Origin of the sequence: Streptomyces sp. So13.3, from assembly GCF_005860785.2 — a bacterium.
Lineage (GTDB): Bacteria > Actinomycetota > Actinomycetes > Streptomycetales > Streptomycetaceae > Actinacidiphila > Actinacidiphila fildesensis.
The window spans coordinates 5,324,404-5,344,634 of the sequence record NZ_CP048835.1 but is presented as its reverse complement, the minus strand read 5'-3'; the positions used below and the strand labels follow the sequence as shown (position 1 = coordinate 5,344,634).

The 20,231-nt window shown below is 71.2% G+C and carries 22 protein-coding genes; 9 read left to right on the top strand and 13 right to left on the bottom strand.

Annotated elements, in window-relative coordinates:
* Window positions 1–3 precede the first annotated feature (3 nt).
* From C8250_RS24065 to C8250_RS24050, 4 genes are all read right to left on the bottom strand, one after another.
* Window positions 4–441 (bottom strand): transcriptional repressor, encoded by a 438-nt coding sequence (locus C8250_RS24065; RefSeq protein ID WP_138354059.1) that lies wholly within the window; start codon window positions 439–441, stop codon window positions 4–6.
* A 66-nt stretch (window positions 442–507) separates the two neighbouring features.
* Entirely contained in the window at window positions 508–1,071 is a 564-nt protein-coding gene (locus C8250_RS24060; protein ID WP_138354058.1) for an FABP family protein, read from the bottom strand.
* A gap of 301 nt (window positions 1,072–1,372) precedes the next feature.
* Window positions 1,373–1,948, bottom strand: a complete 576-nt coding sequence (locus C8250_RS24055; RefSeq protein WP_244809334.1) for a hypothetical protein — start codon at window positions 1,946–1,948, stop codon at window positions 1,373–1,375.
* 298 nt (window positions 1,949–2,246) lie between these two features.
* The gene (locus tag C8250_RS24050) at window positions 2,247–2,945 is read right to left on the bottom strand and encodes a hypothetical protein (protein WP_138354057.1); all 699 of its coding nucleotides are present in this window, start codon (window positions 2,943–2,945) and stop codon (window positions 2,247–2,249) included.
* A 210-nt stretch (window positions 2,946–3,155) separates the two neighbouring features.
* On the opposite strand from C8250_RS24050, the gene C8250_RS24045 reads away from it, so the two are divergent.
* A complete protein-coding gene (locus C8250_RS24045; protein ID WP_138354056.1) occupies window positions 3,156–3,518 on the top strand; it encodes a DsrE family protein in 363 nt (120 codons plus the stop codon).
* Between the two features lie 10 nt (window positions 3,519–3,528).
* Here C8250_RS24045 and C8250_RS24040 read toward each other — a convergent pair whose 3' ends face one another.
* The 7 genes from C8250_RS24040 to C8250_RS24010 form a co-directional block, all read right to left on the bottom strand.
* Entirely contained in the window at window positions 3,529–3,849 is a 321-nt protein-coding gene (locus C8250_RS24040) for a DUF3099 domain-containing protein (protein ID WP_138354055.1), read from the bottom strand.
* 170 nt (window positions 3,850–4,019) lie between these two features.
* Window positions 4,020–4,310, bottom strand: coding sequence for a DUF1416 domain-containing protein (locus C8250_RS24035; RefSeq protein WP_138354054.1), 291 nt, complete (start codon window positions 4,308–4,310; stop codon window positions 4,020–4,022).
* Window positions 4,311–4,355: 45 nt separating this feature from the next.
* The gene (locus tag C8250_RS24030) at window positions 4,356–5,195 is read right to left on the bottom strand and encodes a sulfurtransferase (protein WP_138354053.1); all 840 of its coding nucleotides are present in this window, start codon (window positions 5,193–5,195) and stop codon (window positions 4,356–4,358) included.
* A 377-nt stretch (window positions 5,196–5,572) separates the two neighbouring features.
* Window positions 5,573–6,292, bottom strand: a complete 720-nt coding sequence (locus tag C8250_RS24025) for a DUF2993 domain-containing protein (RefSeq protein WP_138354052.1) — start codon at window positions 6,290–6,292, stop codon at window positions 5,573–5,575.
* Window positions 6,293–6,437: 145 nt separating this feature from the next.
* Entirely contained in the window at window positions 6,438–7,724 is a 1,287-nt protein-coding gene (locus C8250_RS24020) for a hypothetical protein (protein ID WP_138354051.1), read from the bottom strand.
* 1 nt (window position 7,725) lies between these two features.
* Complete coding sequence (locus tag C8250_RS24015) at window positions 7,726–8,019, bottom strand: MoaD/ThiS family protein (protein WP_138354050.1); 294 nt, start codon at window positions 8,017–8,019, stop codon at window positions 7,726–7,728.
* 120 nt (window positions 8,020–8,139) lie between these two features.
* A complete protein-coding gene (locus C8250_RS24010; RefSeq protein WP_232485409.1) occupies window positions 8,140–8,934 on the bottom strand; it encodes an alpha/beta fold hydrolase in 795 nt (264 codons plus the stop codon).
* Window positions 8,935–9,221: 287 nt separating this feature from the next.
* Between C8250_RS24010 and C8250_RS24005 the strand changes: the two genes are divergently transcribed.
* The 6 genes from C8250_RS24005 to C8250_RS23980 all read left to right on the top strand — a co-directional run bounded on the left by C8250_RS24005 (window position 9,222) and on the right by C8250_RS23980 (window position 14,804).
* Window positions 9,222–10,001: a response regulator transcription factor gene (locus C8250_RS24005; RefSeq protein WP_138354048.1), complete on the top strand. Its 780-nt coding sequence runs from the start codon at window positions 9,222–9,224 to the stop codon at window positions 9,999–10,001.
* A 32-nt stretch (window positions 10,002–10,033) separates the two neighbouring features.
* Complete coding sequence (locus C8250_RS24000; RefSeq protein ID WP_138354047.1) at window positions 10,034–11,056, top strand: LacI family DNA-binding transcriptional regulator; 1,023 nt, start codon at window positions 10,034–10,036, stop codon at window positions 11,054–11,056.
* A 122-nt stretch (window positions 11,057–11,178) separates the two neighbouring features.
* The gene (locus C8250_RS23995; protein ID WP_138354046.1) at window positions 11,179–12,300 is read left to right on the top strand and encodes a trypsin-like peptidase domain-containing protein; all 1,122 of its coding nucleotides are present in this window, start codon (window positions 11,179–11,181) and stop codon (window positions 12,298–12,300) included.
* 43 nt (window positions 12,301–12,343) lie between these two features.
* A complete protein-coding gene (locus C8250_RS23990; protein WP_138354045.1) occupies window positions 12,344–12,601 on the top strand; it encodes a hypothetical protein in 258 nt (85 codons plus the stop codon).
* 44 nt (window positions 12,602–12,645) lie between these two features.
* Window positions 12,646–13,380, top strand: coding sequence for a response regulator transcription factor (locus C8250_RS23985; RefSeq protein ID WP_138354044.1), 735 nt, complete (start codon window positions 12,646–12,648; stop codon window positions 13,378–13,380).
* Window positions 13,377–14,804, top strand: a complete 1,428-nt coding sequence (locus C8250_RS23980) for a HAMP domain-containing sensor histidine kinase (RefSeq protein ID WP_138354043.1) — start codon at window positions 13,377–13,379, stop codon at window positions 14,802–14,804. The genes C8250_RS23985 and C8250_RS23980 overlap by 4 nt, the downstream gene beginning before the upstream one ends.
* 22 nt (window positions 14,805–14,826) lie before the next feature.
* On the opposite strand, the gene C8250_RS23975 is transcribed toward C8250_RS23980, so the two are convergent.
* Together C8250_RS23975 and C8250_RS23970 are read right to left on the bottom strand one after the other, a co-directional pair.
* A complete protein-coding gene (locus C8250_RS23975; protein ID WP_138354042.1) occupies window positions 14,827–15,462 on the bottom strand; it encodes a hypothetical protein in 636 nt (211 codons plus the stop codon).
* Between the two features lie 285 nt (window positions 15,463–15,747).
* Window positions 15,748–17,559, bottom strand: a complete 1,812-nt coding sequence (locus tag C8250_RS23970) for a bifunctional metallophosphatase/5'-nucleotidase (RefSeq protein ID WP_138354041.1) — start codon at window positions 17,557–17,559, stop codon at window positions 15,748–15,750.
* A gap of 252 nt (window positions 17,560–17,811) precedes the next feature.
* On the opposite strand from C8250_RS23970, the gene C8250_RS23965 reads away from it, so the two are divergent.
* Window positions 17,812–19,110 (top strand): MFS transporter, encoded by a 1,299-nt coding sequence (locus C8250_RS23965; RefSeq protein WP_138354040.1) that lies wholly within the window; start codon window positions 17,812–17,814, stop codon window positions 19,108–19,110.
* Window positions 19,111–19,212: 102 nt separating this feature from the next.
* Window positions 19,213–20,142, top strand: a complete 930-nt coding sequence (gene mshD / locus C8250_RS23960) for a mycothiol synthase (protein ID WP_138354039.1) — start codon at window positions 19,213–19,215, stop codon at window positions 20,140–20,142.
* The last annotated feature ends 89 nt before the right edge of the window (window positions 20,143–20,231 follow it).

Here is a 20,231-nt window from a genome sequence, read left to right as displayed (position 1 = left end):
AGCCTACGACTCGGCGGCGGAAGCCTTCGCGGTGCAGGCGGCGCAGCGGCCGAAGATCGCGAAGTGCTTCATGTCCGTCTCGAAGCCGAACGCCTCGCGCAGTCCCTCGGTGAGCGGCGCGGCGAGCGTCACCTCGGCCTCGGTGACGGAGCCGCAGTCCCGGCACACCAGGTGCATGTGGTGGTGCCGGTCCGCGAGGTGGTAAGTCGGGGCGCCGTGTCCGAGGTGGGCGTGACTGACCAGGCCCAGCTCCTCCAGCAGCTCCAGCGTCCGGTAGACGGTGGAGATGTTGATGCCGGAGGCGGTCTTACGCACCTCGGTGAGCAGCTCGTCCGGAGTCGCGTGCTCCAGAGCGTCCACGGCCTCCAGGACAAGCTGCCGCTGCGGGGTCAGCCGGTAGCCGCGCTGCCGCAGATCGCTCTTCCAGTCGGTGGTCACCACAGCCCCCAGTGTAGGGCTGTGGATCCCGGCTGCCGCGAGGGCCGAAGCGGGGCTTCGGCGGGGGTCCTACTTGAAGAAGGCGATCCCGTCGTCGGGGAGGTCCTTGAGGTCCTTCGCCCACTCCCGCGGGTCGACGACCTTCTTCAGGTGCGCGGACATGTACGGGCGCAGCGTCACGGCCGGGGTGGCCTTCTCGCCGACCCACATCAGGTCGCTGTTGACGTAGCCGTAGAGCCGCTTGCCGCCGGAGTACTCCGGGGCCTCGGGCAGCCGCGCGACAGCGTCCGTGACGATGTCGATCTGCGGCTTCTGGTCGGCCAGCTCGCCGGTCCAGATCTCGATGACGCCCTCGTCACGGGTGACGGTGACATCGACCTTGCGGTCCTTGTCGATCCGCCAGAAGCCGCTCTCGCTCTCCAGCGGGCGCAGCTTCTTGCCCTCGGCGTCCAGCACCCAGGTGTGGGAGGTGTACTCCAGGAAGGAGCGGCCGTCGTGGCTGAACGTCACCTCCTGCCCGAAGTTGCACTTCTCGGCCCCGGGGAAGTCGTACACGCCCGCGCCCTCCCACCTGCCGAGGAGGAAGACGAGCGGGACGAGGTCCGGGTGAAGGTCGGACGGGATCTCGATCATGGTGTGGTGCCCTGTTCCGTTGTCCGTGCGGCCGAGGTCAGCGCTGGCCCTGGTACAGCTTCGCCACCGCGAAGACGGAGAACGCGGCGACGCCGAGGCAGACCAGGACGAGCAAGGCGTCGAAGATGTACTCAATACGCACGAGTGTGCTCCTCGGGCAGGCAAGCGGTAATGGACCGGGGACGAGTCTAGTCGGCGGCCACGGGGACGGCGCTGTGAGGTGCGTCCCCGTGGCCGTGGCGGGCCGGGACGGGCCCGGATGGCCGCTCCGTGGGCCGGTACGGGAGCGGCTTCAGCCGCTTCAGCCGAGGAGCTGGGCCTGGAGCGTGATCGTCTGCCGGAACGGCACCACGGGGACCGTGCCCTTGTGGGACAGGACGACGAGGCCGATGGTGTCGCCCGCGGAGATGTACGCGTAGCGCAGCTGGGCCTCCTCGCTGGGTCCGGACTCCACGTACTGGTACACCACGGCGCCGGTCTCGGCACCGTTGGTGCCCAGGTCCCGTTCCTCGTCGACCGTCGGCGCGCCGTCCAGCCGGGTGTAGCTCAGTTCGTTGCGGTAGCGGTCGGTGGGCAGCCAGCCCTTGGCGCCGGGGAACGCCGGGTCGAGCCTGGCACCCTCCGGGGCGGGCAGCAGGAGCGACCGCGGGTCCGCGTAGTGGCGGCCGCCGGGGTTGAGCGTGTCGTCCAGGGCGGCCGGCTTGCCCGCGGGCAGCTTGGGCAGGGCGAGCGGCTGATAGACCCAGCGTCCGTCGTCCGGCGTCCTCAGACCCGGGATCCTGGTGCGCTCGGGCTGGGTGACTCCGTACGCGACGCCGCCACCGAGCGCTCCGAAGACCAGCACCGCCGACGTCCAGCGCAGCACCGCACGGAGCACACGGCGCGGCTTCTTCGGTTCGACGGGCAGCACGGGGGCGGCCCACGGGTCCGGCTGCGTCGCGATCTACTGGTCGGTCAGCCGGCACCCCCGGGGGTGCCGGCGCCCGCGAGGACGCCGAGGACGGCCGCGACGGCGATCAGCAGCGCGGTGCGGCCACGGCGACGCGGCTTGCGCTCCGGCTCGCCTGTGGTTCCGGTGGTGGCTCCGGGGCGGGCTCGGGCGCAGGGGTGTCCTCGGGCATGGTGATCTCCACATGGGGGGTGCGAGAAAAGGGAAGAAAGGAAGAAGGACGAGCTCAGCGGCCGGTCTTGAGGCGCTGGTACTCCGCGTCCAGCAGGTTCTGGAGCAGCTTCGGGTCGGCGGCCTTGCCGCCGGTCACGGTGATGGTGATGTGCACATCGCCCTGGTACGAGATGGCCAGCAGGGAGTCCGTGCTCTCCTCGGAGCCGGACTTCAGGTGGTAGGCGCGGGCCGGATAGCCGCCGGCCAGGGGCAGCTTGTCGCCCTCGTAGTAGTGGGCTTCGTAGTACGCGGCGGCCGAAGCGGCGTCCGCGAAGCGGCTGAGCTTGACGGTCACCTCGGCGCCGCCGCCCGCGGTCAGGTACGTGCGGTAGGCGCCGGACCTGAAGCCGTAGCGGTCCAGCGCGCTCTTCATGGCCGCTTCGTCCTTCGTACCGCTCGCGAGGTCGGCCGCGGAGAGCGGGCTGCCCGCCTCGTCGCCGTAGACCTCGGCGTCCTTCGGCGGCGCCAGCAGGAAGAAGCGCAGGTCACCGGTGTGCGTGCCCTGGCTGACCTGGCCCTTGACGGTGGACGTGCCGGAGGGGAAGGGCGTGGCCGACGCGGACGGATCGACGCTCGGGGAGCCCGTCACCGAAACGGTGGGCGCCGGGGACGACGGAGCGGCCTCGTCGGCATGGCCGGACGAGGAGCCCAGCGCCACCACGACTCCGGCGGTCACGCCGGCCAGCGCGAGCATTCCGATCCCGGCGGACACCGCGATGACAGCGCCTCGACGGCGTACAGGTTCCACAGGAAGCCCCCCCGGGCACAAACTCAGCACTCGCACTCGCACTCGCACGCGTGTCGCAGTGTGAGTGGAATCGCATTATGTCCAGCCGACACGTCGGCGCCCCCATCCTTTTGCCGTGACATGGGACACAGGTGGGGCCAACGGTGCTGGTGGGAGAGCCGCTAGCCTGAGCCCATGGCGAAGAAGCTCGTGATCAAGGTGACAGCGGGCGCGGACGCGCCCGAGCGCTGCTCGCAGGCGTTCACGGTGGCGGCGGTCGCGGTGGCCAGCGGTGTGGAGGTCTCGCTGTGGCTCACCGGTGAGTCCGCGTGGTTCGCGCTCCCGGGCCGCGCCGCGGAGTTCGAACTCCCGCACGCCGCACCACTGCCGGACCTGATCGACGGGATCCTCGCCGGCGGCGGCATCACGCTGTGCACGCAGTGCGCGGCCCGCCGGGACATCGGGGAGAAGGACGTCATCGAGGGCGTACGGATCGCGGGTGCGCAGGTCTTCGTGCAGGAAGTCATGGCCGACGGCGTCCAGGCCCTCGTCTACTAGGCCGGATCGTCTACCGGGCCCTGTCGTCGAAGTCCCCGTCGTCCGGCCGCTTTCCGGCCGCCCTCGCCCGCGCCGCCTCCTCGTCCCTGATCCAGGAGTCGTCCGCCGGTTCGTCCTCCAGCCAGCTGTCGGCGGGGTCGTCCCAGAAGTCGCCGGGCTCGCGCCGGTTTCCCACGATGGCGGCGAAGGGCGGGATCACCATCGCGACCACGCACATCGCGACGGCGGCCGGCACCGACCACAGGCGCACCACGGCCCACGCCAGGACGAACAGCAGGATGCAGCTGCCCATCATGGCGAAATACCAGTGGCGACGCCGGCGCGCGTACATAGCTCCACGGTACTTCCGAGCAGCGCAAACAGGCAGCACGAAGGGCCGCACCCCATAAAGCTCCAACCCAGGGGTGCGGCCCTTCGGCCGTTCAGTGCTTGAGTCACCGCCGTCGAGGAACGGCTCGACGGCGGTGACTCAATGCTTCGGAGACGCAGTGACCCAGTGCCTCAGACCGCGATGGCCACATCGGCCGCCGCGCCCTGCTGGGCCACGACCGTACGGTCCACCGTGGCGCCCGGGACGAGGGCGCGCAGGGTCCAGGTGCCGGGTGCGGCGAAGAAGCGGAACTGTCCGGTCGCCGAGGTCGGGACCTCCGCGGTGAACTCGCCCCCGCCGTCGAGCAGCCGGACGTAGCCGCTGATCGGCTCGCCGTCACGGGTTACCGAACCCTGAATGATCGTCTCGCTCGCCACGTCAACTCCTGCCAAGTCCGGGCCGCCGGCCTTTGCTCCACACATGTCTGATCCTTTGAGGGGTGGTCTTGAACGGGTCTGGAACCGGACTCAGGCGTTGGCGCCGAGCTCGATCGGGACGCCGACGAGGGAGCCGTACTCGGTCCACGAGCCGTCGTAGTTCTTGACGTTCGGCTGGTCGAGCAGCTCGTGCAGCACGAACCAGGTGAGCGCGGAGCGCTCACCGATGCGGCAGTACGCGATGGTGTCCTTCGCCAGGTCGACGTTCTCGTCCTGGTAGAGCTTGGTCAGCTCTTCGTCGGACTTGAACGTGCCGTCGTCGTTGGCGTTCTTCGACCACGGGATGTTGCGGGCGCTCGGGATGTGGCCCGGGCGCTGCGACTGCTCCTGCGGGAGGTGGGCCGGGGCGAGCAGCTTGCCCGAGAACTCGTCGGGCGAGCGGACGTCGACCAGGTTCAGCGTGTTGATCGCGGCGACGGCGTCGTCACGGTACGCGCGGATCGAGGTGTCCTGCTCCTTGGCCTTGTAGGTGGTCGCGGCCCGCTCGGGGACCTCGACGACCAGGTCGCGGGAGTCGAGCTCCCACTTCTTGCGGCCGCCGTCGAGCAGCTTGACGCTGTCGTGGCCGTAGAGCTTGAAGTACCAGTACGCGTACGAGGCGAACCAGTTGTTGTTGCCGCCGTAGAGGACCACGGTGTCGTCGTTGCCGATGCCCTTGGCCGACAGCAGGGCCTCGAAGCCGGCCTGGTCGACGAAGTCGCGGCGGACCGGGTCCTGCAGGTCGGACTTCCAGTCGATGCGCACGGCGTTACGGATGTGGTTCTTCTCGTAGGCCGAGGTGTCCTCGTCTACCTCGACGATCACCACCTTGGGGTCGTCGATGTGGCTCTGGACCCAATCGGCGTCCACGAGGACGTCACTGCGGCTCATTTTGTTCTCCTCCGGGGCAGTACGGATGCGCCAGAACGGGGGCGCGACATTGCGCAGAATGTGAGAGAAACGCCGGGGAGGCAGGCGCACACGAACGGCCGTCGGGCCTGGTCCGGTACGTAGAAGGCTGCCGCCCCTAGGGCATGCGACAGAGACTGGCGGCGACGCGGCACAGGTCGACTGCCCGCCGCTTCGTAAGATCCGCCTGTCGCTTCATGACCCCGATCGTAGGGAAACCTCCCCGAAAGTGTCACCAGCGTGTCATATACCGAGACAAGATTGTCCGGATATTGGGACGTGGGAAGGGTCGGCCCTTACGCGGCGGGCCCGGGAGCGATTCTGCCGCCGATTCCGACTGAGGTGCGGACGCCGCCGTCTCAGCCCGCGAGAACGACGTTCGTCCCGGACGCGGCCACCGATATGCCGCTCGGGGTCGTCACGACCGACTGGACCTTGATGCCCGTGGGCAGTCCCACCAGGCTCCGGGTGAAGTCGATCTTCTCGCGGATCAGCTTGTCGAGGCCGGGGATGGAGTCGGCGCCCGGTATCGCGTCGGCGTGCAGTCGCACCGTGTCGCCGTGCTCGACGCTGATCACGCTGATCACGCTGGTGACACTGCGCTTGACCGTCCCGATCAGCGGCATCGTCACACTGCCGGTCACCTTGACCCGGCCCTTGCCGTCCTTGCTCTCGCCCCCGTACGCCACCGTCACTCCGGGAGGCGCGGCGGCCGACAGGTCCGCGTAGGTGATGAACGCCGAGCCGTCCGCCGTGTCGGCGACCGCCCGCTGGTAGTCGCCGGAGAGGTTCACGCCGCGTAGGTCGGCGGTGAAGCTGTCGATCCGCAGCCGCTCGGCGCCGGTGCCCGCCTGGATGTCGTGCGCGGTGATCTTGACGTCATCGAGCTTGTCCGAGGCGACCTGCGTGAGGAACGGGAAACCCTTGATCGAGATGTCGGGCTTCGAGCTCAGGCCCTGGGTCAGCTGGGCGCGCTCGGCCGCCTTGTCCTGGGCCACCGAGACGGCGATGCGGTCGGCCGCGACGAACAGCCCGCCGAGAACGACGAGGACGATCAGCAGTATTCGTGCGGCTCGCATGGCGCTCCCCGGGTTCAGGCGTGATCGACCGACCCTAACCCGCCTTCCCCCGGCACCCGGGTGGACCGCTGTCGTTTGTCGTGAGGTTGTGACAGCGGCCCACTCGGGGCAACGGGGTTCCGGCACCGGGGCGTTCGGCCTTCCGTCAGCCGGTGAGGACCCGGCCCAGTACGTACACGACCGGAGCCGCGGCCGTCAGGGGGAGTGCGACGCCCGCGGTGAAGTGGACGAAGCGCGACGGGAAGTCGTAGCTGGCGACCCGCAGCCCGATGACGGCGCAGGCACCGGCGGCCAGGCCCAGCAGCGCGCCCTGGGTGCCGAGGTCGGTCAGCCGGCCGGTGACGATGCCGCTGCCCGCGGCGGCGAGCACGGCCACCACGACGGAGGCGGCGCCGGGCAGCGGCAGAGCGCGGGCGAGCGTCGCGACGGCGACCGCCACCGCGCCGACCACCACCGGATCGCTGCCGCCGGGTGTCCAGGCGACCGCGAGGAAGCCGGTGGCCAGGACGGTCATCAGCGTCGACGCCGAAGTGGCCGTCAGCGAGGACAGCCGCTCGTCCGTCGTCCCCCGGTGGCGCATCTGCAGCACGAGGACCAGCAGCAGCCAGGTCCCCAGCGTGCCGACGACCACGGCCGGCACGTTGTCGCCGTCCGTCGCGAGCAGCGCGACGTCCGCCGTGACGCCCGCCAGGAAGGCCAGCACGATGCCCTGCCGGGCCGGCCACATGCCGTTCAGCCGGAACCAGCCGCCGGCGGTGACGGCCTGCAGGACCGCCACCACGAGCGCGAGCCCCGGACGGCCGACGACGGCCCCGCCCGCGATCAGCAGGGCGAGAACGGCGGTCAGCGCGGCCGGCTGCATCCCGGGCGCGATGATCGGCGAACCGGTGCGCTGCCCGGCGGCGGGCGCCGCGGCCCGGCCACGGGCGGCACGCCTGCCACCGGCCCGCGGCTCCGCGGACGCCGGTTCCGGGACGGTCTGCGCGGGCTGGGACGGGAAGTCGTCGATGGCCGGCAGTACGGCGGTGTGGTCGCCCTCCGCCGCCGGGTCGTAGGGCGGGTACTGCCCGTACTGGTCGTACTGAGCCTGCGGGGCGCTGTTCTGGTCGTGCTGCTGGTCGCCGTACGGCTGCTGCGCGGGAGCGTCGTAGCCGGGCGTCGCGTAACCGTCGCCGTACTGCTGCCCCTGCGGCCGGCCCTGCTGCTGGCCCTGCTGCTGGCCCTGCTGCTGGCCCTGCTGCTGGCTCTGCCGGCCGTACTGATCGCCGGGGGCCTGGTTCTGCCACACCGGCTCGGCGGGCGGCATCGGCCCGGGGTGCGCCTGCGGCTGCCCGGCCGCGTACGGGTCGTACGGCTCGTACGCGTTCGGGTTCTGCTGATGGTTCTGATGCGGGTTCTGCTGCGGGTTCTCGTCCCAGTCGGAGGAGGTCATGTCACCCACCCGCGAACGGCGGAAGGACCTCGACGGTGCCGCCGTCGGCCAGGGCCACGCCCGCGTGGTCCCGCGTGCCGACGGGGTTGCCGTCGACCAGGAACGAGCACCTCAGGAGCACGCGCGCGAACTCCGGCTGCCGCGCGTGCCGTTCGCGCGCGGCGGTGAGCGCCTCGGCCAGCGTGGCGGCGCGGTACGGCTCCTCGGCCGTGCCGGCCGCTGCCTTGGCCGCGGCCCAGTAGCGGATCGTGCCGGCGCCTGGGGCGGGCGTCACCGGAATGTCGCTTGCCGCCATAGCGGCTCCTTGTCGTTGTCTTTGCGGTCTCACGGGTTCCCTGCGGCTCCTGCGAGGTACAGCCGCCGTCCATGATGACACCCGTCCGGGGGCCGGGATGTGAGCCCCGGCGCGAGCCGGTCAGACCGTGCCGAGCCAGGCCCCGACCCGGCGCAGCAGAGCGTCGTCGGCCGCGTTCTCCGCGTGGCCGAACCCGGGCTCGATCCACAGCTCGGCCGCATCCCCTGCGGCGCCCGCCAGCGACCTGGGGTGGTCGAGCGGGAAGTACGCGTCCTGGTCGCCGTGCACGATCAGCAGCGGCGTCGGGGCGATCAGCGCCGCGGACTCGATCGGCGAGAGCGGGACCGGGTCCCACTCGCGCGGGTGGATCCGGGTCCCCAGTCCGAGGCGTGAGACGAGCCGGCCCGCGGGCCGGGTGACCACCCAGTGCAGCCGCCGCATCGGCGCCGTCCCCCGGTAGTACCAGCGGGCCGGTGCGCTCACCGAGACGACCGCGTCCGGGACGCCGCCCAGCCGTCCGGCGGCCGGTGCCTCCGTGCGCCCCGCGAGCGCCTCCGGCGACCGCGCCGCGTGCCGGAGCACGACGGAGCCGCCCATCGAGAAGCCGACCGTGACCACCCGCCGGTACCCCAGGCGTCGCGCCCACCCCACGGCCGCGTCGAGGTCGAGCACCTCCAGATCGCCGACGGTGGACCGGCCGCCGGAGCCACCGTGGCCCCGGAAGGAGAAGGTGATCACGCCCGCGAACTCGGCGAACACCTCCGCCGCCCGGCGGATCGCGGGCCGCTCCAGCGCCCCCGTGAAACCGTGCGCCACCACGATCGCGCAGCCCTCGTACGCCGGGTTCCCCGCGCCGGAAGTTCCGCCGTCCGACGGCCGGTGTTCGGCCTCGATTCGTACGCCGTCCTCCGTCAACAGAACCGCACGCCGACCACCCGAAGTGATCGATGAAACACACAAAGGCCCGTTCAGGGACTCACCGAGGCTCTCCATGTGGGCTATTCTCCTGGGGAAGAGGATCCGGGCAGCGTCGCCCCCGGGTCCTTTCGTGCTTTCTGAACCAGGTTTTCCGACCACATGTTGAGACACCGCTTTCTGAAACACCGCTTCACCAGGTACGTCCTCGCAGGGACCGAGGAGGGTTCGCAAATGGGCAAGCAAAGTGTGCAGCAGCAGTACCGGACGACCGATGGGAGCGACAAGTGAGCTCTCTCCTGCTCCTGACGAACGCGCTCCAGCCGTCCACCGAAGTACTTCCCGCGCTCGGACTGCTGCTCCACAGCGTCCGCGTGGCACCGGCCGAAGGACCGGCCCTGGTGGACACCCCCGGCGCCGACGTCATTCTGATCGACGGCCGCCGTGACCTGCCCCAGGTCCGCTCGCTGTGCCAGCTGCTCCGCTCCACCGGCCCCGGCTGTCCGCTGGTCCTGGTCGTCACCGAGGGCGGCCTCGCCGCCGTCACCGCCGACTGGGGCATCGACGACGTCCTGCTCGACACCGCGGGTCCCGCCGAGGTCGAGGCGCGGCTGCGGCTCGCGATGGGCCGCCAGCAGATCGGCGTCGACGACAGCCCGATGGAGATCCGCAACGGCGACCTGTCGGTCGACGAGGCGACGTACAGCGCGAAGCTCAAGGGCCGGGTGCTGGATCTGACCTTCAAGGAATTCGAGCTGATCAAATACCTCGCGCAGCACCCGGGCCGGGTCTTCACCCGCGCGCAGCTGCTGCAGGAGGTCTGGGGATACGACTACTTCGGCGGCACCCGGACGGTGGATGTCCACGTACGGCGACTGCGCGCGAAGCTCGGCCCTGAGCACGAGTCCCTGATCGGTACCGTCCGGAACGTCGGCTACCGCTTCGTCACCCCGGAAAAGGTCGAGCGGGCCGCCGAGGAAGCCGCGAAGGCCCAGGCCCAGGCCCAGGCGCAAGCCGAGGCCCAGGCTCAGGCCCGAGCGCGTGCGAGCGCCGACAGATCCGCGTAACGGACGGGGTGGACCCGCGTAGACTGCGGCCCGTGGCAAAGGTGACGCGTGACGATGTGGCCAGGCTGGCGGGTACGTCCACCGCCGTCGTCAGCTATGTCATCAACAACGGACCCCGGCCGGTCGCCCCGGCCACCCGCGAGCGGGTGCAGGCGGCCATCGCGCAGCTCGGTTATCGCCCGGACCGTGTGGCCCAGGCGATGGCCAGCCGCCGCACGGACCTCATAGGCCTGATCGTCCCCGATGCCCGTCAGCCGTTCTTCGGCGAGATGGCGCACGCGGTCGAGCAGGCGGCGTCCGACCGCGGAAAAATGGTCCTCGTCGGCAACTCCGACTATCTGGACGACCGCGAGATCCACTACCTCCGCGCGTTCCTCGGCATGCGGGTCTCCGGGCTGATCCTGATCAGCCAGGGCCCGAGCGCGAACGCCGCCGCCGAGATAGAGGCGTGGGACGCCCGGATCGTCCTGTTGCACGAGCGGCCGGAGGCGATCGACGAGTACGCGGTCGTCACGGACGACATCGGCGGAGCGCAGCTCGCCACCCGCCACCTGCTGGAGCACGGCCACGAGTACGTGGCGTGCCTGGGCGGCACCGAGAAGACCCCGGTCCTGGGTGACCCCGTCACCGACCACGTCGAAGGCTGGCGGCGCGCGATGCGGGAGTCCGGCCGTTCCATCGAGGGCCGGCTCTTCCAGGCCCCCTACAACCGCTACGACGCCTACCAGGTCGCCCTCGGCCTGCTCGCGGGCCCGGACCGGCCGCCCGCCATCTTCTGCGCCACCGACGACCAGGCGATCGGCGTGCTGCGCGCTGCCCGCGAGCTGCGGATCGACGTACCGGGCGGGCTGGCCGTCGCCGGCTTCGACGACGTGAAGGAAGCGGCCCTCACCGACCCGCCGCTCACCACGGTCGCCTCGGACCGTGAGGCGATGGCCCGCGCCGCGGTGGACCTCGTCCTGGACGACTCGCTGCGCGTCAACGGCACCCGTCGCGACCGGCTGCGGCAGTTCCCGTCCCGGCTCGTCGTACGGGCCTCCTGCGGCTGCCAGTAAGGCCCCGCTAAAGGCCCGCCCCCCTTGGGGCCGCTGACCTTTATATCGGGCATACCTACTTCTGTCGGGCTTCTCAGCGGACGCTCAGGAAGCTCTCATGTTGCCGCCGCAAAGTCAGTGACATGACCGATCACACGCAGCGCAGCAACAGCGACTACGACCCGAACGCGGCCTATCCGCCCCCGCCGGCGTACGAGCCGGAGCAGCCCGTGACGACCCCCTCCGGGGTCACCGTGTGGCCCAGCGGACCGCACACCACACACCAGGCGCCCCCGGCGGGCAGCGGTTCCGACGGCATGTACCCGCCGCCGCCCCCCGGTGCACAGCCCTCGCCCGGTCCCTCCCCCGTCCCCACCTCCCGGCGCAAGGTCCGCAAGCCGATCGCCCTGTTCGCCGCCGTGGCGATCGCTTCGGGCGTCGTCGGCGGCGGAACGGTGGCGCTGATCGGCAACACCACCTCGCACCCCACCGTCAGCACCGCGGCAGCCGCCGTCAACGCCAGCTCCAGCAAGACCGGCGTGGCCGGCGTCGCCGCCGCGGTCAGCCCGAGCATCGTCGAGATCGGCGCGACCTCGAACGCCGGCCGGTCCACCGGCGCCGGCGTGATCATCACCAGCAACGGCGAGATCATCACCAACAACCACGTCATCGCCGGCGCCACCAGCATCAAGGTCACCTACAGCGACGGCAGGACGGCCACCGCCAAGGTCGTCGGCGCCGACGCCAAGAAGGACCTCGCCCTCATCAAGGTCGACAACGCCAGCGGCCTCACCGCCGCCAAGCTCGGCAACTCCGACGGCATCGCCGTCGGCGACCAGGTCGTGGCCATCGGTTCGCCCGAGGGCCTGACCGGCACCGTCACCAGCGGCATCGTCTCCGCGCTCAACCGCGACGTGACCGTCTCCACCGACGAGAGCCAGGGCCGGGGCCAGGGCCAGGGCGGCAGCGGCGGCTCCGACCAGTGGCCGTTCAGCTTCGGCGGCAACCAGTACAACGGCGACACCGGCAACTCCACGACCACCTACAAGGCCATCCAGACCGACGCGTCCCTCAACCCCGGCAACTCCGGCGGCGCGCTGATCAACATGAACGGCGAGATCATCGGCATCAACTCCGCGATGTACTCGGCCGCTTCGTCCGGCTCCTCGGGCAGCAGCGCCGGCAGTGTCGGCCTCGGCTTCTCCATCCCGATCAACACCGTGAAGGCCGACCTCGACTCACTGCGCAGCGGCGGCACCAACTGACCTGCGGTCCGCACCCGAGCTCCACCTCAGGGGAGGCAGTCCCATGACCACCAACGCCATCACCGTCAACGTCAACCGTGCCCGGCACGCCCTCGCCGCCGCCGTCTCCTGGGGAGCGGGCGGCCCCGCACCCGACGCCGCCGTCCGCACCGGCCCCGCCGACCTCGACCTGCTGCACGGAATGCCGGTCACACCGGCCGCCGCAGCCGCCCCGCAGCCGCCCCGCGCCGCCGAAGTCGCCACCCCGGCACCCGTCCGACGCGGCTCCGCACGCCACCGCCCCGCCGCCGTGCGAGGCTGATAACCGTCCCCACCCCCCTTCACCACCACGAGGTCGCGACCCCCATGAGCCCCGGCGAGAACGGCGAGGCCCCCGCCCGCATCCTGATCGTCGACGACGAGCCCGCCGTACGCGAGGCGCTGCAGCGCAGCCTCGCCTTCGAGGGCTACGACACCGCCATCGCCGCCGACGGCATGGCGGCCCTCGACCAGGTCGACGGCTACCGGCCGGACGCGATCATCCTGGACGTCCTGATGCCCCGCATGGACGGCCTCACCACCGCCCGCCGGCTCCGCGCCACGGGTGTGACCGTGCCCATCCTGATGCTCACCGCCCGCGACACCGTCGGCGACCGCGTCACCGGCCTCGACGCGGGCGCCGACGACTACCTCGTCAAGCCCTTCGAACTCGACGAACTCCTCGCCCGCCTCCGCGCCCTGCTGCGCCGCAGCTCCTACGCGGCCGCGGCGGCCGCAGCCGACGAGGACAACGCCCTCACCTTCGCCGACCTCCGCATGGACACCTCCACCCGCGAGGTCACCCGCGCCGGCCGCCCCGTCGAACTCACCCGCACCGAATACACCCTGCTGGAGATGTTCCTCGCCCACCCCCGCCAGGTCCTGACCCGCGAGCAGATCCTCAAGTCCGTCTGGGGCTTCGACTTCGAGCCCTCCTCCAACTCCCTCGACGTCTACGTCATGTACCTCCGCCGCAAGACCGAGATCGACGGCCTCCCCCGACTCGTCCACACCGTCCGCGGCGTCGGCTACGCGCTGCGGGCGCCGGACGGCAAGTCATGAAGCGGTTGCCACTCCGTTCGCGGTTGGCGATCCTCACGGCGGCCGCGGTGGCGGTGGCGGTGGCCGCGGTGGCACTCTCCTGCTGGCTGATCACGAAGCAGCAGCTCACGGAGCAGCTGGACCGGTCGCTGCGCCAGGCCGACGCGGTTCCTCAGATCTCGCGATCGATCAACCAGAACGGATGCTTGGCCACCCCGCCGGTGCAGGACGTCGGCCCGGGGCGATATCCGTTCATCAACACGAACAACACATCCGCCCAAGTGGTCCAGCCCAACGGCAAATCGTGCTGGGTCGAGGGCACCGCAGCCTTCCCCGTGACGAAGGTCGACCAGGCCATCGCCGCTGATCCCCTCAAGCCCGATGGCACTCCGCATGCCGTCACCCACAATGTGACGACCGCGGACGGTACCGAGCTGCGCGTCTACACCATGGGCACCAACCTGGCCCTCGGCCGACAGCCGCTCGCCCTGTCCGTGGCCCGCCCGCTGTCCGAGATCACCGACCCCCTGAACACCCTCGCCTGGGTCCTGCTCGCGGTCGCCGGCATCGGCGTCCTCGGGGCCGGCGCCGCCGGATTGCTGATCGCCCGGGCCGGGCTGAAGCCGGTCGACCGCCTCACCGAGACCGTCGAGCACATCGCACGGACCGAAGACCTCAGCGTCCGGATCCCCGTCGAAGGGGAGGACGAGATCGCACGGCTCTCAGAATCGTTCAACGCGATGACGGCCGCACTGGCATCGTCCCGCGACCGGCAGCAGCAGTTGATCGCGGACGCGGGGCACGAGCTCCGCACCCCGCTCACCTCCCTCCGCACCAACATCGAACTGCTGGAGCGCAGCGAGGCCGCCGGGCGGCCCATCCCCCCGGCGGACCGTAAGGCGCTGCTGGCGAGTGTGAAGGCGCAGATGACGGAGCTGGCGGCGCTGATCGGCGACCTTCAGGAGCTCTCCCGCCCTGACGGGGAGCCCACGCTCCAGGTGGTGGCCCTGCACGAGATCGCGGAAGCCGCGCTGGAACGGGCCAGGCTGCGAGGGCCCGATCTGGCGATCCGGGCCGAGCTGGCGCCCTGGTACGTCCGCGCGGAGCCGGTCGCTCTGGAACGCGCGGTGGTGAACCTGCTGGACAACGCGGTGAAGTTCAGCCCGCCGGCCGGCTCGGTCGAAGTACGGCTGGACCACGGCGTGCTGACGGTCCGCGACCACGGCCCCGGTATCCCCGAGGACGAACTCCCGCACGTCTTCGAGCGCTTCTGGCGCTCCCCTTCCGCCCGCAGCCTGCCCGGCAGCGGCCTGGGACTGTCCATCGTGGCCCGCACCGTCCAGCAGTCCGGCGGCGAGGTGAGCCTCCGCCCGGCCGGCGGCGGCGGCACCGTGGCCACCGTCCGCCTCCCGGGCGCCCCCATGGCCCCGCCCGGCCTGACATGAACCGGGACGACCACTGGCGTCGTCAGACCTCCGCCACATCCCAGCCCCGATGCGCGGCAACATCGGGGAGCGCACGGGTGATCTCAGCGGCCAGCTCACGGCTGACCTCACGCAGCCGGGTCAGATCGAGATCGCCCGTGCCTCCCGACCCGTTGTCGCGGATCGCTTCGAGGACCGTGCGCTGAGCGTCCAGGGCGGCGGTGTGCAGCGAGCCCGGTTCCGGCAGCGGGTCACCGGCTCTGACGACGCGCGGCACGCTACCGGCGAGCACCCAGTCGAATTCGGAGAGCACCGTCTCCACCGTCTGCCCTGAGAGTTCGCCCTTGCCCGGGTCAGGTCTCATGGAGGCGGCGAGAGTTCCGGCGATGAGGGCCAGGGAGTGTCCGGCATAGAACTCCTGCCGGTCGGAGTCGTCCTCATCCAGCTCCGGTGCGACCTCCAGCTCCTCCAGCGCTTCCACGCAGTCGTCCTCGTCCGCCCGGCCACCGGCAGCCTCCCAGCACAGTTCGAGCAGTTCCTCGAACCTCTCCTGGAATTCGGCGTTCCCCAAACCCCTGTAGAGCGACGCCGCCTGCTCCGCGCAGGAGGCGCAGAAGGCCACGATCGATTGATCCGAGGCTTGCCTCATCGGCTCGATCACATCGATGTACCGGCTCACGTGCTTGTCAGTCCTCTCTGGACCAGAAGAGTGTGAAGGGGGAGTTCTGCGCGGCGTCCAGATCCAGGACGTGCCAATCCGTCGGACGATTCGTCATGCCATGCCCCCCGTGCATCGAAGTCCCGTTGCGCGCACGTCACTCTGCAGTCATATGACCTTACTGACCCATGCGCGAACCCTGCGACCCCGAGCAGCAGAAGGCCCGGGTCGCGGAAGGATGTCCTTCCGCGACCCGGGCCCCTGTCGCGGCTAAGCCCGCGTCTCCCAACTCCACGTTGGGCGGTGCTACTTGACGACCGTGATCCGGTCAGCCGCCGGAGGCACAAGCGGCGCCGCAGCCGACGAGTTCGCCGTCAGGTAAGCATTGAGCGCGGCGAGGTCGTCCCCCCCGACGAGCGGGTTCTTCCCAGCGCCAAGAGCAGCGAACCCGTCCCCGCCACCCGCCAGGAACGAGTTCATGGCGACGCGGTAGACACCGGCCGGATCGATCGGAACCCCACCGAGCTTCACGGTGTCCGCGACGACGCGGTCCGCGCCCGTCTTCGTCAGGTCGAGCGTGTACGTCAGCCCCGACGAAACCTGCAGGATCTTCGGCGAAGCCTGGTTCGCCCCGCTGACCTGCTGCTGCAGAGCGGTGATGACCTGAGCGCCGGTGAGATCCGCGAGGTTCACCGTGTTGCTGAACGGCTGGACGGCGAAGCCCTCCCCGTACGTGACGACGCCGGGGCCCTCGGTACCCGAGGGCGCGTAGACGAGGTCGGTGCGGATGCCACCGGGGTTCATGAGCGCGATCGATGTCTTGGGGTCGCGGGTCTTGCCGTAGGCGAACTGCGCGTCGGCGATGACGTCGCCGAGCGGCGACTCGTTGCCGTCGGCGTCGTTCGCCTTGACGTCCGCGCTGATGTAGCCGACCGTGCGGTTCGCGACCGGGGCGGCCAGCGCGCGCCAGTGGTCGACGAGCTTGGTGAGGTCCGCGGCCTTCGGCTGGACGCGGTCCACGACGTGGTTGGAGCCCTTGACCGACGTGCGGACGATGTCCTGGGTCCTGCGGTCGTACTTCATGTCCAGCTCGGTGAAGAGCCGGCCGAACGAGGACGCGCTCGTCACCAGCCGCGGGTTGCCGGCCGGGTCGGGGATGGTGCAGACGTAGGCGTTGTGGGTGTGGCCGGTGACGAGGGCGTCCACGTCGGCCGAGGTCGTCTTGGCGATGTCGACGATGGGCCCGGACATCCCGGAACCGGCGCCGCCCGCATCGCAGTTGTAGTTGTACGCGGGCGACGCGGGGAAGCCGCCCTCGTGGATGAGCGCGACGACGGCGTTGACGCCCTTGCGCTTCAGTTCCTTCGTGTACTTGTTGATCGTCTCGGCCTCGTCGAGGAACTTGAGGCCCTTGACGCCGTCGGCGGAGACGATGTTCGGGGTGCCCTTGAGCGTGACGCCGATGAACCCGACGCGCACGCCGTTCACGTTCTGGATCGAGTAGGGCGCGAGCAGCGGCTTGCCGGTCTTCTCGTTGACGACGTTCGCCGAGAGGATCGGGTAGTCCGCTCCCTTGAACTTCCGGCCCTTCTCGTAGCAGCCGTCGGTCGGGTGGCAGCCGCCGCTCTGCAGGCGCAGCAGCTCGGTCCTGCCCTCGTCGAACTCGTGGTTGCCGACGCTGGTGACGTCCAGGCCGAGCTTGTTCATCGCCTCGACGGTCGGCTCGTCGTGGAAGAGCCCCGAGATCAGCGGGCTGGCCCCGACGATGTCACCGGCGGCGACGGTGATCGAGCGGTCGTGGCCCTTGCGGGCGGTGCGCAGGCTCGACGCCAGGTACTCGACGCCACCCGCGTCGACGGTCTTCGTGGTGCCGTCGGCCTGGAGTTCGGTGACCCGGCCGGACGAACCGGCGGGCGGCTCCAGGTTGCCGTGGAAGTCGTTCAGCGCGAGCAGCTGGAGGTCGACGGTGCGGCTGTCGTGGCCGCCGCCACCGTGGCCGTTGCCGCCGTGACCGCCACCGTAGCCACCGTGGCCGCTGTGCGCGGGCGCGGCGGCGGCGAGCGCGCCGATGGCCGCGAGCCCCGCGGCCGCGGCGGTCAATCTACGTGCCAGAGACATGGGTTCCCTCTGAGTCCTCAAGGTAAAGAGCCGTCCAGGTGTGGCCGATTCGGGGAGCCTAGGGTCAACGCGCGTAGCGCGACAGGCGTTCGAGGGTTAAAAGCTGATTTCGACTCGCGGAACTCCGCGGAGCTCCAGCGGCCGGCCGACCGTCCCGCCGACGCACCGTCCCAGAATGCGAAACACCCTGTCTCACCATGCAGTACGGCGGCATAGTTGTGTCCACCACCGACCGAGGAGGCGCACCCAGCGATGCAGACGCCCAACTCCCCTCAGCCACCGGCCCGGACGCTCCCGCCGACGTCCCCGCTGACGCCCCCGCAGGCGAAGCGCTGGCTGATGCTCGCCCTGGGAACCGCCGCGCAGACCTCGGCCTGCGCGTTCGTCTACGCGATCCCGTCCCTCGCCGACGAGCTGCGCTCCGCGGAGCACCTCACCCTCACGCAGGTCGGCCTGCTGGCCGCCTGCCCGACGGCGGGGCTGGTGCTGGCCCTGATCGCCTGGGGCGCCGCCGCCGACCGCTGGGGCGAGCGCATCGTCATCTCCTCGGGGCTGGGGCTGGCGGCCGTGCTGCTCGGGGTGGCCACGACGATCGGCTCGATGACCGCGTTCGGCCTGGTCCTCGCCTTGGCGGGCGCGGCCTCGGCCTCCGTCTACTCGGCGAGCGGCCGGCTGGTGATGGGCTGGTTCGGCGCCGGGGAGCGCGGGCTGGCCATGGGCATCCGGCAGACCTCCACCCCGCTCGGGATGGCCATGGCGGCGCTGACGATGCCGCCGATCGCCGCCGCGTACGGGGTGCGGGGCGCGATCGCGTTCCTCGCCGCGCTCTGCGGGGTGATCGCGGTCCTGATCGCCGCGTTCGCCGCCGACCCGGCCCGCGCCGCGAGGAGCGCGGGGACGGCCGTCCGTACCGCCAATCCGTACCGCGGTTCGAAGGTGCTGTGGCGCATCCACGGCTCCGGCGCACTGCTGGTCGTCCCGCAGTTCACGGCGGGTGCCTTCGCGCTGGTGCTGCTGGTCGACGCACGCGGCTGGTCGCCGGTCGCGGCCGGGCAGCTGGTGGCGCTGGGCCAGGGGCTGGGCGCGGTCTCGCGGATCGTCGTGGGCCGCTGGTCGGACCGGGTGGGCAGCCGGATGCGGCCGATGCGGCAGCTCGCCCTGATCACCGCCGCGGTCATCGGGGCCACCGCGCTGACCGCGGCCTTCCCGTCCCCCCTCACCGACGTCGCCCTGGTCCTGGCCATCGGCATCACGGCCAGCACCAACGGGCTGTCCTTCACCGCCACCGCCGAGGGCGCCGGGCCCGCCTGGTCCGGACGCGCGCTGGGCATCCACAACACCGGCCAGAACCTGACGGCCGCCCTGGTCCCGCCCGTCATCGGCGCCCTGATCACCGGCGCCGGCTACTGGCCCGGCTTCGCCGTCGCCGGAGCCGCGGCCTGCCTCGCGGCCGTCCTCGTTCCCTCCCGTGATCCGGTGGCCGGCGGAGCGGACCTGTCCACGGCGCATACCACCGCGTTCGCAGGTGCCGGGGACACCTCCCAGCGGTAACGGGGGAGCCTCGCAAGCCTTCCCCGCCTTCGGCGGGGGCGCCCGTCCACCAGGCGATGCCTGGGCCCCACTATCCGCCGGACAGGCTCTACGCTCGGGTTCATGACCGACGCCGCGCAGCCCAGCACGCCCACCCGCCGGATCGAGACCGTGGACGCGCTCGCGCCCGACACCGCGCGGGACGTCCTCGCGCTCCTCGGCGAGGCGGCGGCGGCCGACGGGCAGTGGGCGGTCTCCGAGCAGGGCCGGCTCAATCTGCGCGGCGGGGCGCGCCCCGGGGTGCGGCACCTGCTGCTGTACGTGGGCGACGAGCTGGCCGGCTACGGGCAGCTCGAGGACACCGACCCGGTCGAGCCGCCCGCCGCCGAGTTCCTCATCAGCGCCGCCCGCCGCGCGCACGGCCACGGCCACGCGCTCGGCCGGGCGCTGCTCGACGCCAGCGGCAAGCGGCTGCGGGTGTGGGCGCACGGCGGCCACCCGGCCGCCCGGCACCTGGCCGTACAGCTCGGGCTGAGCCTGTTCCGGGAGCTGCGGCAGCTGCGCCGCCCGCTCGACGGCGGCCCCGCGCTGCCGGAGCCGGTGATCCCGGCGGGCATCACCGTACGGACCTTCGTCCCCGGGCAGGACGACGCCGCCTGGCTGGCGGTGAACGCGGCCGCGTTCGCCCACCACCCCGAGCAGGGCTCGCTCACCCAGCGTGACCTGGACGACCGCGAGGCCGAGCGGTGGTTCGACCCGGCGGGCTTCTTCCTCGCCGTCCGCGGGGACGACGTCGTCGGCTTCCACTGGACGAAGGTGCACCGCGCGGACCGGCTCGGCGAGGTCTACGTCGTCGGTGTCCACCCGGACGAGCAGGGCAGCGGCCTGGGCAAGGCGCTCACCGCGATCGGCCTGCGGCACCTCGCGGACCAGGAGAAGCTGCCCACCGCGATGCTCTACGTGGACGCGGACAACATCCCGGCCGTCACCGTCTACGAGCGGCTGGGCTTCACGACCCACGAGACCGACCTGATGTACCGCACGGAGAGCTGATCGCGAAGGACCGTACGCCGTCCCCGATGTACCTCACCGCGGGGGACGCGGCCCGCCCGACACCGGACCGGAATCGTTCCGAGCCGGTA

What these genes read in the sequence shown, in the direction of transcription:
- C8250_RS24060 (WP_138354058.1), bottom strand. Translation starts at nt 1,071, where the DNA reads ATGATCGAGATCCCGTCCGACCTTCACCCGGACCTCGTCCCGCTCGTC.
- C8250_RS24045 (WP_138354056.1), top strand. Translation starts at nt 3,156, where the DNA reads ATGGCGAAGAAGCTCGTGATCAAGGTGACAGCGGGCGCGGACGCGCCC.
- C8250_RS24040 (WP_138354055.1), bottom strand. Translation starts at nt 3,849, where the DNA reads ATGTACGCGCGCCGGCGTCGCCACTGGTATTTCGCCATGATGGGCAGC.
- C8250_RS24035 (WP_138354054.1), bottom strand. Translation starts at nt 4,310, where the DNA reads ATGTGTGGAGCAAAGGCCGGCGGCCCGGACTTGGCAGGAGTTGACGTG.
- C8250_RS24030 (WP_138354053.1), bottom strand. Translation starts at nt 5,195, where the DNA reads ATGAGCCGCAGTGACGTCCTCGTGGACGCCGATTGGGTCCAGAGCCAC.
- C8250_RS24025 (WP_138354052.1), bottom strand. Translation starts at nt 6,292, where the DNA reads ATGCGAGCCGCACGAATACTGCTGATCGTCCTCGTCGTTCTCGGCGGG.
- C8250_RS24020 (WP_138354051.1), bottom strand. Translation starts at nt 7,724, where the DNA reads ATGACCTCCTCCGACTGGGACGAGAACCCGCAGCAGAACCCGCATCAG.
- C8250_RS24015 (WP_138354050.1), bottom strand. Translation starts at nt 8,019, where the DNA reads ATGGCGGCAAGCGACATTCCGGTGACGCCCGCCCCAGGCGCCGGCACG.
- C8250_RS23995 (WP_138354046.1), top strand. Translation starts at nt 11,179, where the DNA reads ATGACCGATCACACGCAGCGCAGCAACAGCGACTACGACCCGAACGCG.
- C8250_RS23990 (WP_138354045.1), top strand. Translation starts at nt 12,344, where the DNA reads ATGACCACCAACGCCATCACCGTCAACGTCAACCGTGCCCGGCACGCC.
- C8250_RS23985 (WP_138354044.1), top strand. Translation starts at nt 12,646, where the DNA reads ATGAGCCCCGGCGAGAACGGCGAGGCCCCCGCCCGCATCCTGATCGTC.
- C8250_RS23980 (WP_138354043.1), top strand. Translation starts at nt 13,377, where the DNA reads ATGAAGCGGTTGCCACTCCGTTCGCGGTTGGCGATCCTCACGGCGGCC.
- C8250_RS23970 (WP_138354041.1), bottom strand. Translation starts at nt 17,559, where the DNA reads ATGTCTCTGGCACGTAGATTGACCGCCGCGGCCGCGGGGCTCGCGGCC.
- C8250_RS23965 (WP_138354040.1), top strand. Translation starts at nt 17,812, where the DNA reads ATGCAGACGCCCAACTCCCCTCAGCCACCGGCCCGGACGCTCCCGCCG.
- mshD (WP_138354039.1), top strand. Translation starts at nt 19,213, where the DNA reads ATGACCGACGCCGCGCAGCCCAGCACGCCCACCCGCCGGATCGAGACC.